This is a genomic window from Streptomyces sp. Tu 3180, from assembly GCF_009852415.1.
Classification (GTDB): Bacteria; Actinomycetota; Actinomycetes; order Streptomycetales; family Streptomycetaceae; genus Streptomyces.
The window spans coordinates 1,894,659-1,907,562 of the sequence record NZ_WOXS01000002.1 but is presented as its reverse complement, the minus strand read 5'-3'; the positions used below and the strand labels follow the sequence as shown (position 1 = coordinate 1,907,562).

The 12,904-nt window shown below is 73.2% G+C and carries 15 protein-coding genes and 1 tRNA gene; 9 read left to right on the top strand and 7 right to left on the bottom strand.

Annotated features, from left to right (window positions below):
* Window position 1: 1 nt before the first annotated feature.
* Both GL259_RS09480 and GL259_RS09475 read right to left on the bottom strand, forming a co-directional pair.
* On the bottom strand, window positions 2-331 hold the full coding sequence (locus GL259_RS09480) for a DUF202 domain-containing protein (RefSeq protein ID WP_159531057.1): 330 nt from the start codon (window positions 329-331) through the stop codon (window positions 2-4).
* Window positions 328-720: a DUF202 domain-containing protein gene (locus GL259_RS09475; RefSeq protein ID WP_159531055.1), complete on the bottom strand. Its 393-nt coding sequence runs from the start codon at window positions 718-720 to the stop codon at window positions 328-330. The genes GL259_RS09480 and GL259_RS09475 overlap by 4 nt, the downstream gene beginning before the upstream one ends.
* A 64-nt stretch (window positions 721-784) precedes the next feature.
* Here GL259_RS09475 and GL259_RS09470 point away from each other — a divergent pair, with 64 nt between their 5' ends.
* Window positions 785-1,462 carry a hypothetical protein gene (locus tag GL259_RS09470; protein ID WP_159531053.1) on the top strand — a complete coding sequence of 226 codons (678 nt, stop codon included), beginning with the start codon at window positions 785-787 and terminating at the stop codon, window positions 1,460-1,462.
* Here GL259_RS09470 and GL259_RS09465 read toward each other — a convergent pair.
* On the bottom strand, window positions 1,410-1,952 hold the full coding sequence (locus GL259_RS09465) for an NUDIX domain-containing protein (protein ID WP_159531051.1): 543 nt from the start codon (window positions 1,950-1,952) through the stop codon (window positions 1,410-1,412). The two genes, GL259_RS09470 and GL259_RS09465, sit on opposite strands and share 53 nt — an antisense overlap.
* A gap of 311 nt (window positions 1,953-2,263) precedes the next feature.
* Here GL259_RS09465 and GL259_RS09460 point away from each other — a divergent pair, with 311 nt between their 5' ends.
* The 4 genes from GL259_RS09460 to GL259_RS09445 all read left to right on the top strand — a co-directional run bounded on the left by GL259_RS09460 (window position 2,264) and on the right by GL259_RS09445 (window position 6,306).
* Entirely contained in the window at window positions 2,264-3,214 is a 951-nt protein-coding gene (locus tag GL259_RS09460; RefSeq protein WP_159531049.1) for a hypothetical protein, read from the top strand.
* Window positions 3,215-3,279: 65 nt separating this feature from the next.
* On the top strand, window positions 3,280-4,821 hold the full coding sequence (locus GL259_RS09455; protein ID WP_159531047.1) for an APC family permease: 1,542 nt from the start codon (window positions 3,280-3,282) through the stop codon (window positions 4,819-4,821).
* Between the two features lie 74 nt (window positions 4,822-4,895).
* Window positions 4,896-5,693, top strand: coding sequence for a molybdopterin-dependent oxidoreductase (locus tag GL259_RS09450; RefSeq protein ID WP_159531045.1), 798 nt, complete (start codon window positions 4,896-4,898; stop codon window positions 5,691-5,693).
* Entirely contained in the window at window positions 5,677-6,306 is a 630-nt protein-coding gene (locus GL259_RS09445) for a cytochrome b/b6 domain-containing protein (protein WP_159531043.1), read from the top strand. Before GL259_RS09450 ends, GL259_RS09445 begins: the two co-directional genes overlap by 17 nt.
* Window positions 6,307-6,378: 72 nt before the next feature.
* Here the strand turns inward: GL259_RS09445 and GL259_RS09440 are convergent, their stop codons facing one another.
* Both GL259_RS09440 and GL259_RS09435 read right to left on the bottom strand, forming a co-directional pair.
* Entirely contained in the window at window positions 6,379-7,776 is a 1,398-nt protein-coding gene (locus tag GL259_RS09440) for a gluconate:H+ symporter (RefSeq protein WP_159531041.1), read from the bottom strand.
* 82 nt (window positions 7,777-7,858) lie between these two features.
* The gene (locus GL259_RS09435; protein ID WP_159531039.1) at window positions 7,859-8,377 is read right to left on the bottom strand and encodes a gluconokinase; all 519 of its coding nucleotides are present in this window, start codon (window positions 8,375-8,377) and stop codon (window positions 7,859-7,861) included.
* Window positions 8,378-8,514: 137 nt separating this feature from the next.
* Here GL259_RS09435 and GL259_RS09430 point away from each other — a divergent pair, with 137 nt between their 5' ends.
* The gene (locus tag GL259_RS09430) at window positions 8,515-9,216 is read left to right on the top strand and encodes a FadR/GntR family transcriptional regulator (RefSeq protein ID WP_159531037.1); all 702 of its coding nucleotides are present in this window, start codon (window positions 8,515-8,517) and stop codon (window positions 9,214-9,216) included.
* 290 nt (window positions 9,217-9,506) lie between these two features.
* Here the strand turns inward: GL259_RS09430 and GL259_RS09425 are convergent, their stop codons facing one another.
* Together GL259_RS09425 and GL259_RS09420 are read right to left on the bottom strand one after the other, a co-directional pair.
* On the bottom strand, window positions 9,507-9,878 hold the full coding sequence (locus GL259_RS09425) for a YchJ family metal-binding protein (protein ID WP_159531035.1): 372 nt from the start codon (window positions 9,876-9,878) through the stop codon (window positions 9,507-9,509).
* A gap of 63 nt (window positions 9,879-9,941) precedes the next feature.
* Window positions 9,942-10,026 (bottom strand) — tRNA-Leu (locus GL259_RS09420).
* A gap of 206 nt (window positions 10,027-10,232) precedes the next feature.
* Here GL259_RS09420 and GL259_RS09415 point away from each other — a divergent pair.
* The 3 genes from GL259_RS09415 to GL259_RS09405 all read left to right on the top strand — a co-directional run bounded on the left by GL259_RS09415 (window position 10,233) and on the right by GL259_RS09405 (window position 12,841).
* Complete coding sequence (locus GL259_RS09415; RefSeq protein WP_159531033.1) at window positions 10,233-11,558, top strand: M20/M25/M40 family metallo-hydrolase; 1,326 nt, start codon at window positions 10,233-10,235, stop codon at window positions 11,556-11,558.
* A gap of 152 nt (window positions 11,559-11,710) precedes the next feature.
* Window positions 11,711-11,944 carry a chaplin ChpH gene (gene chpH, locus GL259_RS09410; protein ID WP_159531031.1) on the top strand — a complete coding sequence of 78 codons (234 nt, stop codon included), beginning with the start codon at window positions 11,711-11,713 and terminating at the stop codon, window positions 11,942-11,944.
* A gap of 165 nt (window positions 11,945-12,109) precedes the next feature.
* Complete coding sequence (locus GL259_RS09405) at window positions 12,110-12,841, top strand: chaplin (protein ID WP_159531029.1); 732 nt, start codon at window positions 12,110-12,112, stop codon at window positions 12,839-12,841.
* Window positions 12,842-12,904 lie beyond the last annotated feature (63 nt).

Genomic DNA, 12,904 nt, shown 5'->3' with positions numbered 1-12,904 from the left:
GTCAGCCCCGGACCACGAGGGCCGCCCCGCACACGGCCAGCGCCACCGTGCAGAGCACCGCCGCGGAGGCGTACCGGGGGACGAGCGCCCCCGGCGTGCTCGTGGTCGCGAGGGCGCGGATACGGCGGTGGGCGACGCCCAGGAGCCCCAGCCAGCAGACGCAGCACAGGGCGCACGCGACGACCCCGGCCGCCGGCACCCCGCCGGTCAGCGCCGTCTTCCCGGCGAGCACGGCCGCGACGGTGCCCGAGAGAGTCGTGCGCCGCCACGCCAGCCGGGTCCGCTCGGGCTGCAGCCCGGGGTCCCGGACCCGGGCCGCTTCCCCGGTCACCCCTCCCACCCCACGAGCACGACGACGACCATCGCCACGGCCACGACCGCGACGACGAGGCTCAGCAGCGCCGGGAACCGCGACACCGGCAGGTCCTCGCCGCGGCGCATGGCCCGCTCGCAGCGCACCCAGTGGTTGACCGCGCGCAGCGCGCACAGCACCCCCGCGGCGAGCAGCGCGAGCGCCAGCCCGACCCGCCAGCCCCAGCGCAGGTCCGGCAGGAACTGGTCCACGGCGAAACCGCCGCCGATCAGCGCCAGGGCGGTCCGCAGCCAGGCCAGGAAGGTCCGCTCGTTCGCCAGCGAGAACCGGTAGTCGGGCGTCGCGCCCTCCTGCCGCACGTCCTCGGGCACGAACCACAACCGGACGTTCCGTACGAACTCGATCACGCCGGCGACCCTACCGGGGCACCCGTCCGGGGGCGCCGCCGGTACGGCCCGCTACCTTTCGGCCATGGACGTTCCCCCGCCGCTCGCCGGGTACGCGGTGCCCGGTCACGGCATCGCGGCCGCCGAGCACCTGCTCGACCTGCCCGGCTTCTGGCCCGCGTACCTCGGCTCGGTCTGGGGCGGGCTCGCGCACGAGCCGGAGCCGTTCGGCGCCGACGCGGCCGACGTCGACGCGGCCGCCGAGGCGCTCCACGACGCGACCGAGGTGTGGCCCGCCCACCGCGTCCCGCTGCCCGGCGGGCGGGTGCTGTGGATCGTGCACGGCAACCTCCCGGACGAGCCGAGCACGGACTACCTGCTCACGTCTCCGGACCGGGCCCGCGAGACCCGCCTGGCCTCCCTCCAGGGGCACGGCGCCGGGCCGGGGCTGTCCTGGCGCGACCTCGTCGCCGTCGCCGGCTCGGCCCCCGCGGACGCCGAGGGCGTGCGCGATCCCGACCTGCGGCTCCTGCTGCTGCTCCCCGCGTACGGCGACTTCGAGACGCCGGCCGACGAGGCGACGCGGCGGATCGCCGCCGCGCTGACGACGGTCGGCGTGTCCGCCGAGGAGGCGCCCGGGATCGCGGAGCGGTTCCTGGACCATCCCCTCTGGCCGGCTCCCCTGTGGCCCTCCGGGGGCGAGGACCTGCTCAGCCTCCCGGCCGGTCCGGCGGACCGGACCGCTCCGCCCGGTGCGCCCTGAGCCGTCCGTACGCCGCCCGTCCGTCCGGGACCCACTCCCACTCGCCCAGGCGCCGCTCCAGCTCGGCCTCCGGCAGGAAGGCGTGCCAGGCCACCTCCTCGGCCTGCGGCCGCACGGGCAGGTCGCAGCGGACCTCGTACACCGCCGACCACCAGGTCCGGCCGGCGCCGTCGTCGTACAGGAACCGGAAGAGGTGCTCGGGACGCGGCAGGCCGGTGACGCCCAGCTCCTCCTCGGCCTCCCGCAGGGCCGCCTCGTCGTAGCCCTCGCCCGCACCGACGACTCCGCCGACGAACATGTCGTACAGGGAGGGGAAGACCAGCTTGGTCGGGGTGCGCCGGTGGACGAAGACCCGGCCCTCGGCGTCCCGGGCCAGGACGAAGACGCAGCGGTGGCGCAGCCCCCGTGCGTAGGCCTCGCCGCGCGGGGACCGTCCGATCACCCGGTCGTCCTCGTCGACGATGTCGATGATCTCGTCAGCGGAGCTCATGGGGCCATCCAAGCAGGCGCGCCCGTCCTCGCCCCGCACGGGGCGCGCCACCGCCCGTCCGCCACCCGCAGCGCGGGCACCGGCGCCGGCCCGGTCGGGCCGCCCGTGCGTCCTTCCGTCCTGTGCACGTCACAAGTTGCTCCCGAACCACGGCAATTGACGCGTGTAACGGCTCAGGCGCCCTTGACGTCCTCCGCGGGCTGACGGTTTGCTGTGAGTGATCAGTTCATGGCAATCGGCAGCCGACCACTGCCGTACCGACCGCCCGCCGTGAACCGAGCCACGAGAAGAGTGCGTGAGGAAGTTCCGCGGTGCCCCCACCCCCGCCGCCCCTCGGCCGTGCCCGCAGACGTGCGGCGCAGGCCTTCGACGAGGCACTCGACGACGCCGAGCTCGTCGCCGCGCGTGCCGCACTGGCGCAGGGCCGCTGGCAGAACGTCCGCTCGTTGCTGGCCCGGACGGGGGACGACTGGGACCGGCGCGGCCACCGGATGACGGTGCTCGCCCGGGAGTCCTACTGCGCCGCCTGGGCCCGCGAGTGGCTGCTCGCCGAGCCCGAGTCCGACGACGCGACCGTGCTGCTGGCCATGGCCCGGGTGCGGCGCGCCCTGCACGGCAAGGACGGACCGGCGCGCGCCCGCGAGGCCTGCCGCAGGGCCGCGGAGCTCGTGCCCGCCGATCCCACCCCGTGGCTCGGTCTGCTCCTGCTGGAGTGCGCCCGGGGCGGCGAGGGGGACGTGGTCCGGCTCTTCGAGCAGGTCCGCACCCGGTACGCGGACCACCACCACGCCCACCACCTGGTGGTCGCCTGGCTCGCCGAGCGCCGCGTGGACGCGGGACCCGACCCGCTGCACGAGGTGTACGACTTCGCCAACTGGTCCGCCGAACAGGCGCCCGCCGACTCGCCGCTGGCGATCCTGCCGGTCATCGCGCACGCCGAGCGCTACCGCGCGCTGGCCGCCGCCGGGCACCGGCCCCCCGACCCGGCCGCCTCCGGGCACTGGATCGGCCGCCGCGCCCGGCAGGTGATGAAGGCCGCCTTCGACTGGTGGCTGGAGTGGGAGCACGAGGGCCATCCGCGCCGCCTGGTCGACCTGAACTTCCTCGCCCACGCCAAGGTCTGCGAGGGCCGGGGCGCCGAGGCGGCCGCCCTGTTCCACCGCATCGGCGACCACGCCACCCCGGCCCCCTGGGCGTACCCCGAACGCGACCCCCTCACCGCCTTCCGCACCGCACGCGCCGCCGCCCTGGGCACGGCCTGACCCCAGCCCCCGCACCATCCCGACCCAGCCGCCGCAACCACACCCGACCCAAGGACGGTCTCCCGATGACGACGGACAGTTCGAGCACGAGCAGATCCGCGCCCGAGGGCATCAGCACCTTCAAGGGGCAGGAGCGCGCCCTGCGCGCCGGCCGCCTCGGCACGGGGGGCCTGCTGCTCTCCGTCCTCGCCGCGACCGCGCCCCTCATGGTGGTCGCGGGTGTCATGCCCACCACATTCGCGGTGATGGGCATCGTCGGCCAGCCGCTGCTCTTCGTGGTCCTCGGCACCGTGCTGGTGCTGTTCAGCCTCGGATACGCCGAGATGAGCCGGCACGTCCACAACGCCGGCGCCTTCTACGCCTACATCTCCCGCGGACTGGGCGGCACCGCCGGGGCGGGCGCGGCCCTGGTCGCGCTCGTCGCCTACAACGCCCTCCAGATCGGCATCTACGGCATCTTCGGCTTCGAGGTCTCCGGCCTCCTCGCCACCTACGCCGACCTCGAGGTCGCCTGGTGGATACCGGCGCTCGCGGCCGTGGCCGCCGTCGGCGCGCTCGGCTGGCTGAAGATCGACGTCAACGCGCGCGTGCTCGGCGTCCTGCTCGTCATCGAGGTGCTGCTCGTCGTCGTCTTCGACATCGCGGCCGTCGCCGACCCCGGCGGGGAGGGCCTGTCGCTGCACGCCTTCGACCCGGACACGCTCACCGGCGCGGGCGTGGGCACCGCCCTGTGCTTCTGCATCGCGGCCTTCCTCGGCTTCGAGCAGGCCCCCGTCTACGCGGAGGAGACCAGCAGGCCGCACGTCCTGGTGCCGCGCGTGATGTTCCTCGCGGTCGCCGGCGTCGCCGTCTTCTTCGCCCTCAGCAGCTGGGCGCTCACCGTCGCCACCGGCCCCTCCGCGATCGTCGGCACCGCGCGGGAGCAGAGCGCGGGACTGCTGTTCTTCCTCACCGAGGACCGGCTCGGCTCCGCCTTCACCGACGTCCTGCACGTCCTCTTCGTGACCGGCATGTTCGCGGCGATGCTCAGCTTCCACAACGTCGTCGCCCGGTACGCCTTCGCCATGGGCCGCGAGGGACTGCTGCCCGCCGCCTTCGGCCGCACCACCGGCACCAGCGGCGCCCCCGGCACCGGCTCCCTGCTCCAGACCGTCGTCGCCGCCGTGTTCGTCCTCGCCTTCGCGCTCACCGACGACAAGCCGGCCGGCGACCCGACCGCGCCCGTCCTGCACCTGTTCACCTGGTTCGGCAACATCGGCGCACTCGGTGTGATCGTGCTGATGGCGATCGCCTCCCTGTCCGTCGTCGTCTTCTTCGTGCGGCGCGGAGCCGCGGGCGCCCAGGCCTGGCGGCTGGTCACCTCCTCGCTGGCGGGCATCGCCCTCGTCGTGATCGCCTGCTACACGGTCAGGGACTTCGACGTCCTGGTCGGCGCGGGCCCCGGCTCCTCCCTGAGCTGGATCCTGCCCGGCGTCATCGGCCTCGCCCTCGTCGTCGGGCTGGTCCAGGGCGCGGTCCTGCGCGCCCGCGCCCCCGAGACGCACGCCCGCATCGGGCTCGGCAACGAGGCGTTCCGGCTGGAGAAGGAGGCCGAGCGCACCGCGTAGGGCGACGTGGTCACGAAGTCCGACGGCACCCGCGACCCCTGGTCCCACGGGCTCGCGGGTGCTCGAATGAAGGGGTGAACCCCGAACAGCCGCAGGAGCCGGAGCGCCGCGAAGAACCGGAGGAGCGCGAGAGCCGCGAGGGGCCGGAGGAGCGGGAGGACCCCGAAGGGCGGGGCAGGCCCGTCGGACGCCGCGTCCTCCTCGGCACCCTCGGCCTCGGTGCCCTCGGCGTGGTCACCGCGCCCACGCTCCAGCGCGGCCTGGAGTCCTTCCTCGCCGCCGCCTCCGACAAGGACCCCACCGGCCTGACCGGACTGCTCCCCAACGGCGGCGGCTTCCGCTACTACTCGGTCGCCTCCTCCGTACCGCGCAGGAACGCCGGGACGTACCGACTCACCGTCGACGGCCTCGTCGACCGCCCGGCCGTCTACACCCTGGACGAGCTGAGGGCCCTGCCGCAGACCCGCCTGGTCCGCGACGTCCAGTGCGTCACCGGCTGGCGGGTGCCGAAGACGCCGTTCGAGGGGGTGCGCCTGTCCCGGCTCCTGGACGCCGCGGGAGTGCGCCCCGGGGCCGGGGCGGTGCGCTTCACCTGCTTCGACGGCACCTACACGGAGAGCCTCACCCTCGGCCAGGCATGCCGCGCCGACGTCCTGGTCGCCCTGCGCATGAGGGACGAGGACCTCGGCCACGCCCACGGCGGCCCGGTCCGCCTCTACGTGGCGCCGATGTACTTCTACAAGTCGGCCAAGTGGCTCTCCGGCATCACCGTCACCGAGGACGTGGAGCCCGGCTACTGGGAGGAGCGCGGCTACGACGTCGACGCCTGGGTCGGCCGCTCGAACGGACGCGACGATGAACCCACGGGCTGACGCACCGCCCGCGACGGCGGGCCCCACCGTCCGGCGCTTCGGCCGCGCCGAGCGGTGGGTGCACCGCACCACGGCCGTGCTGACGGGCGTGTGCGTGCTCACGGCCGCCTGCCTCTACGTCCCCCAGCTCGCCCAGCTCGTCGGCCGTCGCGCCCTCGTGGTCACCGTCCACGAGTGGTCCGGACTCGCCCTGCCCCTCCCGCTCCTGGCCGGCCTCGCCTCCCGCGCCGTCCGCGCCGACCTGGGCCGCCTGAACCGCTTCGGCCCGCACGACCGCACCTGGCTGCGGGCCGCGCTGCGCCGCGACAGGCGCTCCGCGTCCCGGCCGGCCGGCAAGTTCAACGCCGGCCAGAAGATCTACGCGGCCTGGATCGCGGGCGCCGGGCTCGTCATGCTGGGCACCGGCCTGATGATGTGGTTCACCTCTCTCACCCCGCTGGCGTGGCGCACCGGCGCGACCTTCGTCCACGACTGGCTGGCCCTGACCGCCGGCATCGTCCTCGCCGGCCACATCGGCATGGCCCTGGCGGACCCGGAGGCCCGCCGCGGCATGCGCACCGGCCGGGTCGGCCGGGACTGGGCGGAACGCGAGCACCCGCTCTGGCGCCCCTGACCGCCTCCGGGCACGACGAGGCCCACCCGCCCCTCGACGAGGAACGGGTGGGCCATGACCGCCGTACGCCGGCTAGATGATCAGCGAGAGCAGCAGCACCAGGGCGCCCGCGACCACCGAGATGATGGTCTCCATGATCGACCAGGTCTTGATCGTCTGGCCGACGTTCATCCCGAAGTACTCCTTCACCAGCCAGAACCCGGCGTCGTTGACATGGCTGAAGAAGAGCGAGCCGGCGCCGATGGCCAGCACCAGCAGGGCCGCGTGCGTGGTCGACATGTCGGCGGCGAGCGGCGCCACCAGGCCGGCCGCCGACACGGTCGCCACGGTCGCCGAACCGGTCGCCAGCCGGATCGCCACCGCGATCAGCCAGGCCAGCAGCAGCGCCGGGATCGACCAGTCCTCGGAGATGTCCAGGATCATCTGGCCCACCCCCGTGTCGATCAGCGTCTGCTTGAAGCCGCCGCCCGCGCCGACGATCAGCAGGATGCCGGCGATCGGCGCCAGCCCCTTGTCGACCAGCTGCGAGATCCGCTCCCGGCTGAACCCGGCGGGCACGCCCAGCGTGAAGATGCCGACCAGGACGGCCGCGAGCAGCGCGATCAGCGGGGAGCCCACCACGTCGAAGACCCGCTGCACGGTGTTCTCGGGGTCGTCGACGACGATGTCGACCAGCGCCTTGGCCAGCATCAGCACGACCGGCAGCAGGATGGTGGCCAGCGTCGCGCCGAAGCCGGGACGCTTCTCCAGGTCCTCGGAGGGCCGCTGCGGGATCATCCGCTCCGGCGCCGGGACGTCCACCCAGCGGGCGGCGTACTTCGAGAACAGCGGACCGGCGACGACCACCGTCGGGATGGCGACGAGCACGCCCAGCGCCAGCGTCACGCCGAGGTTCGCGCCGACCGCGTCGATCGCGACCAGCGGACCCGGGTGCGGCGGGACCAGACCGTGCATCACGGACAGACCGGCCAGCGCCGGTATGCCGATGCGCATCAGCGAGTAGTTGCCGCGCTTGGCGACCATCAGCACCACCGGGATCAGCAGCACCACGCCGACCTCGAAGAACAGCGGCAGGCCGATCACCGAGGCGATCAGCACCATCGCCCACGGCATCGAGCGGCCGCCGGCCTTGGCGAGGATGGTGTCGACGACCTGGTCGGCGCCACCGGAGTCGGCGAGCATCTTGCCGAGGATGGCGCCGAGGGCGATCAGGACGCCCACACCGGCGACGGTGGAGCCGAGTCCGGCGCTGAAGCTGGCGATCACCTTGTCCAGCGGCGCCCCGGCGAACGCGCCGAGCGCCAGCGACCCGATGGTCAGCGACAGGAAGGCATGCAGCTTGAACTTGGTGATGAGCAGGACGATGACGGCGATGCCCGCCAGGACGGCGATGCCCAGCTGAGCGTGGCCGGCCGAGGTGATCGGCTCGGGTACGTCCGCTGCCAGCATCTCAACGCTGAGTCTGGTCACGGTGGTTCCCTTGTGAGTACGGGGACGGGGAGGGAGACCGGGGAGGTGGGGGCGCCCCGGGAGGTGCGGATCCGGCCGGGACCTACGGAGTCGGCTCGCGGAGCGCCGCGAGGGCGGCGGCCGCCCGCTCGACGATCTCCTCCGGGCCGCCCGTCACGTCCACGGCGACCCCGGCCTCGTCCCGCTCCAGCGGCTGGAGCGTGGCGAACTGGGAGTCGAGCAGTGCCGTGGGCATGAAGTGCCCCTGCCGGTGCGACATCCGGTCCTCGACGAGCGCGCGGTCACCGGTGAGGTGCACGAAGACCACGCCGGGTGCGGCGGCCCGCAGCCGGTCGCGGTACGACCGCTTCAGCGCCGAGCAGCTGACCACCCCGCCGAGCCCCGCCCGCCCGTGCGCCCAGTCGCCGATGGCGTCCAGCCAGGGCCACCGGTCCTCGTCGGTGAGCGGGGTGCCGGCCGACATCTTGGCGATGTTGGCCTGGGGGTGGAAGTCGTCGCCCTCGGCGTACGGGACGCCGAACCGGGCCGCGAGCAGGGGACCGATGGTGGTCTTCCCGGTGCCCGCGACGCCCATGACCACGACGACATGGGGGGTGTTCATCGCTGCCTCACTGTCCGCTGTCTTCGTCGACACGTGATGTCGACGCAACTGAAACCCATTAGGTACGACGAATTCAAGACTCTGTGACAAATAAGTCTGACTTTTTATTCGTGTGATCCGCCCCGTACTCTGAGTGCATGAGCACCATGGGCCGGGGGCTGCACGGCCGCGTACTGGACACCCTCGGCCCCGAGATCACCGCGGGTGAGTACCCGCCCGGCAGCGTCCTGCGCACCGACGAACTCGCTCAGCGTTTCGACGTGTCGCGCTCCGTGATGCGCGAGGTGGTCCGCGTCCTGGAGTCCATGCACCTGGTCGAGTCCCGGCGCCGCGTCGGCGTGACGGTCCTGCCGGCCTGCGAGTGGAACGTCTACGACCCCCAGGTCATCCGCTGGCGCCTGGCCGGCGCGGACCGCCCCCGGCAGCTGCGTTCCCTCACGGTGCTGCGCTCGGCGGTCGAACCCGTCGCGGCGGGCCTGGCCGCCCGCAACGCGACCGCCGAGCAGTGCGCCGAACTCACCGAGTGCGCCCTGGGCATGGTGGCCCACTCGCGCGGTCACCAGCTGGAGGGGTACCTCTTCCACGACATGGCCTTCCACCGCGTGATCCTGACCGCCTCCGGCAACGAGATGTTCGCCCGCCTCGGCGACGTCGTCGCCGAGGTCCTGGCCGGCCGCACCCACCACGACGTCATGTTCGACGACCCCGACCCGGCCGCCGTCACCCTGCACGTCCAGGTCGCGGAGGCGGTCCGCGAACGCGACGCCGCCCGCGCGGAGGAGCTGACCCGCCGGATCACCGTGGGCGCCCTCCAGGAACTGGACATCCTGGCGCCCTGAGCGGCGCAGGCCCGGCGCCGGGGTCCGTCGTTCGGACCAGGTCGCGGGGCATCGGCGGCCGCCCGTCAGCCGGCCGCGTCACCGACCTGTCCGCACGGCACGCCTAGGGGGTGTCGTTCGGATCGGGCCGGCTCCGGGCAACGGTGCCTTGCGGACCGACCCGAGCGGGGGCTGGTGCGTGCGGACGCAAGGCGGAGGAGGGCGCCAGGGCGGAGCCCCGGCAACCGACGACAACGCCGCAGATGCGCGTGCCGGGCCCCGCGGCCCCGGCAAGATCCAAACGACACCCCCTAGTCCGGGAAGTCCCCGTCGACGTACACCCACGCACCGCCGACCCGCTCGAACCTGCTGCGCTCGTGCAGCGAGCCGCCCCGGTAGGACGCCCGGAAGGTCACCGTCCCCGTGGAGTGGAAGGCGGACCCGCCGTCCGTGTCCAGGATCTCCAGCCCGGTCCACCGCGTCCGCGGGTCGAGGTCGATCCGCTCCGGCCGGGTCCGGGGGTGCCAGGTCCGCAGCAGGTAACCGGCGTCCTGCCGCACGAACGCGCAGTAGCGCGAGCGCATCAGCCGCTCGGCCGTCGGGGCGGCGGCCCCGGAGTGGAACCGGCCGCAGCAGTCCTCGTACGCCTCGGGCAGCCCGCAGGGGCAGGAACGCGTGGTCATGGTCACCTTCCGCGACAACGCCCGAGGGCCGCGACCTCGTGGTCGCGGCCCTCGCGCTTCGTGTGTCCGAGGGGGGACTTGAACCCCCACGCCCGATAAAGGGCACTAGCACCTCAAGCTAGCGCGTCTGCCATTCCGCCACCCGGACAAGGTGTCTTTCGCGCGGGTTTCCCCCGCGGCGACGAAGTAAACATTACCAGGTGTTCCGGGGTGACTCGATCACCCGCGCCCCGCCGCTCCCGCGTGAACGCCGCGTGACGGCGGGCACCGGGTCTTGGGGCCCGTGCGACGGGGAGGGAGGATGAGGACGGAACCACCAGCAGGGACACGATCAGTGACAGCGGGAGGAAGCACGTGAGCGAGACGGACACGGCCAGGAACGTCACCGGTGAGGACGAGGTCGTGGACCTCTGCCGCGAGCTGATCCGGATCGACACCAGCAACTACGGCGACCACTCGGGCCCCGGCGAGCGCAAGGCGGCCGAGTACGTCGCCGAGAAGCTCGCCGAGGTGGGTCTCGAACCGCGGATCATCGAGTCGCACCGGGGCCGCGCCTCCACGGTGGCCCGGATCGAGGGGGAGGACCCCTCCCGGCCCGCGCTGCTGATCCACGGCCACACCGACGTCGTACCGGCCAACGCCGACGACTGGACCCACCACCCCTTCTCCGGGGAGGTCGCCGACGGATGCGTGTGGGGGCGCGGCGCGGTCGACATGAAGGACATGGACGCCATGACCCTTGCGGTCGTCCGCGACCGGCTGCGCAGCGGGCGCAGGCCCCCGCGCGACGTCGTCCTCGCCTTCCTCGCCGACGAGGAGGCCGGCGGCACCTACGGCGCCAAGTACCTCGTCCGTGAGCACCCCGAGCTGTTCGAGGGCGTCACCGAGGCGATCGGCGAGGTCGGCGGCTTCTCCTTCACCGTCAACGAGAAGCTGCGCCTCTACCTCGTCGAGACCGCCGAGAAGGGCATGCACTGGATGCGGCTCACCGTCGACGGCACGGCCGGTCACGGCTCGATGACCAACGACGACAACGCGATCACCGAGCTGTGCGAGGCCGTGGCCCGCCTCGGCCGGCACACGTGGCCGGTCAGGGTCACCAAGACCGTACGGGCCTTCCTGGACGAGCTCTCCGACGCGCTCGGCACCGAGCTCGACCCGGAGAACATGGACGAGACCCTCGCCAAGCTCGGCGGCATCGCCCGCATGATCGGCACCACGCTGCGCAACTCGGCGGCGCCCACCATGCTCGGCGCCGGTTACAAGGTCAACGTCATCCCCGGCCAGGCCACCGCGCACGTCGACGGCCGCTTCCTGCCCGGCTACGAGGAGGAGTTCCTCGCCGACCTCGACCGGATCCTCGGCCCGCGCGTGCGGCGGGAGGACGTGCACTCCGACAAGGCGCTGGAGACCGACTTCGACGGCCGGCTCGTCGACGCCATGCAGAGCGCGCTCAGCGCCGAGGACCCGATCGCGCGGGCCGTGCCGTACATGCTCTCCGGTGGCACCGACGCCAAGTCCTTCGACGACCTGGGCATCCGCTGCTTCGGCTTCGCGCCGCTGAAGCTGCCCCCGGAGCTGGACTTCGCCGGCATGTTCCACGGGGTCGACGAGCGGGTGCCGGTGGACGGCCTGAAGTTCGGCGTGCGCGTGCTCGACCGTTTCCTGGACGCGTCCTGAGACGACTGCCCGGAGCGGTCCAACAATCGTTCAGACGTGCGGAGTTGACCGGAAGGGTGAATGCGACCATAAGCTCGTAGCCTCATTACTCCTCCCTCGTTACCCGTGATGTGATCCGCGCCTTTGGATCGCATTGCCAACAAGGAGGAATAATGATCAAGAAGGTCGTCGCTGTCGCGGCTGCCACCGGTGGGCTGGTTCTCGCGGGCGCGGGCCTGGCCGTGGCCGACTCGGGTGCCCAGGGTGCCGCCGTGAACTCCCCGGGCGTCGTGTCCGGCAATGTCGTTCAGGTTCCCGTTCACATCCCCGTGAACGCCTGCGGCAACACGGTCTCCGTGATCGGGCTGCTGAACCCCACCTTCGGCAACACCTGCATCAACAAGTGACGTTGTGCCTCGCCCCCGGGGCATGCCCCCTGAGGGCTTGAGCCCGTCGGCCCCGGAGCGCGCGCCATGCGTTCCGGGGCCGGCCGGTCTTCGAAGAACGTCGGAACACCGGGAATCCGGCGGAACGGAATTCCCGGCACAAGGTCGAAGGCAGGGATTTCAGCAATGCGACAGGTCACCCGCAAGGGCCTGATGACCATGGCGGCCGCCACCGGCGTGCTCGCCGCCGCGGGCGGGGTCGCCCACGCCGACTCCACCGCGTCGGGCGCCGCCCACGGCTCGCCCGGCGTGCTCTCCGGGAACACGGTGCAGGCGCCGGTGCACGTGCCGGTCAACGTGTGCGGCAACACGGTCAACGTCGTCGGCGTCCTCAACCCGTCCGTGGGCAACGCCTGCGTCAACCAGGGCGGCTCCTCCGCGGACGGACACGGCGACTCCGGCGACCACGGTGGGGCGCACGCCGGCGGACACGCCGCCGACTCGCCCGGCGTGGCCTCCGGCAACCACGTCCAGGCACCGATCCACGTCCCGGTGAACGTCTGCGGCAACAGCATCGACGTCCTCGGCGCCGGCAACGCCGCCGCGGACAACGAGTGCGCGAACGGCGGCTCCGGCCCCGAGACCCCGGGACAGCCCGGTCGCCCCGGCGACCCGGACACCCCCGACGAGCCGGCCACCCCGGCCGATCCGGGCACACCGGCCACCCCGGGCGACCGGACCCCGCAGGACCCGTCGGCCGGCAACCGGCCCGTCGCCCACTCCGCCACCCAGCCCCGGTCCGACGCACAGCTGGCACAGACCGGCAGCGAGGTGCCCATGGGCCTCGTCCTGCCGGTCGGCGCGGGCGCGCTGCTCGCCGGCGCGGTCCTCTACCGCAAGGCGCGGGCCGCTGCGTGATCCCGGACACACGGAGCGGGCCCCGCGATCGCGGGGCCCGCTCCGTTCCGTGATTCTCGTCGG

Excerpts from the sequence above, each read along its gene's own strand:
- GL259_RS09470 (WP_159531053.1), top strand. The coding sequence starts at position 785 with ATGGACGTTCCCCCGCCGCTCGCCGGGTACGCGGTGCCCGGTCACGGC.
- GL259_RS09465 (WP_159531051.1), bottom strand. The coding sequence starts at position 1,952 with ATGAGCTCCGCTGACGAGATCATCGACATCGTCGACGAGGACGACCGG.
- GL259_RS09455 (WP_159531047.1), top strand. The coding sequence starts at position 3,280 with ATGACGACGGACAGTTCGAGCACGAGCAGATCCGCGCCCGAGGGCATC.
- GL259_RS09445 (WP_159531043.1), top strand. The coding sequence starts at position 5,677 with ATGAACCCACGGGCTGACGCACCGCCCGCGACGGCGGGCCCCACCGTC.
- GL259_RS09435 (WP_159531039.1), bottom strand. The coding sequence starts at position 8,377 with ATGAACACCCCCCATGTCGTCGTGGTCATGGGCGTCGCGGGCACCGGG.
- GL259_RS09430 (WP_159531037.1), top strand. The coding sequence starts at position 8,515 with ATGAGCACCATGGGCCGGGGGCTGCACGGCCGCGTACTGGACACCCTC.
- GL259_RS09425 (WP_159531035.1), bottom strand. The coding sequence starts at position 9,878 with ATGACCACGCGTTCCTGCCCCTGCGGGCTGCCCGAGGCGTACGAGGAC.
- chpH (WP_159531031.1), top strand. The coding sequence starts at position 11,711 with ATGATCAAGAAGGTCGTCGCTGTCGCGGCTGCCACCGGTGGGCTGGTT.
- GL259_RS09405 (WP_159531029.1), top strand. The coding sequence starts at position 12,110 with ATGCGACAGGTCACCCGCAAGGGCCTGATGACCATGGCGGCCGCCACC.